This window comes from Nostoc sp. CCY0012 (genome assembly GCF_963920855.1).
Taxonomy (GTDB): domain Bacteria; phylum Cyanobacteriota; class Cyanobacteriia; order Cyanobacteriales; family Nostocaceae; genus Cyanocohniella.
In genome coordinates, this window is sequence record NZ_CAWUDM010000279.1 from 1 (window position 1) to 209 (window position 209).

A 209-nucleotide genomic window follows, 5' to 3' on the forward strand; every position below is an offset into this window, starting at 1 on the left:
GGCACGATCCGGCGGGAGCTGAACATACGGGTCGAACCCGTGATCGGCAGGGACCCGAAGATGCTGCGCGACCAGGATGTGGATCTGGCGATTTGGGGTGCGATCAAGCCGGAACCGGGTGGCGGCGAGCCGCTGGTCACGCTGGAAGCCATCCCGGTCGGCGCGCCCCTCCTGGCGGATGGACGCTCGTTGCCGACCGACCTTGCAGG

The 209-nt window shown here is 68.4% G+C and carries 1 protein-coding gene; it reads left to right on the plus strand.

The features are described 5' to 3' along the window. Window positions 1-209 (plus strand): hypothetical protein (locus ACM0OS_RS29130; protein WP_414546645.1); only part of this gene is annotated, 209 nt, incomplete at both ends.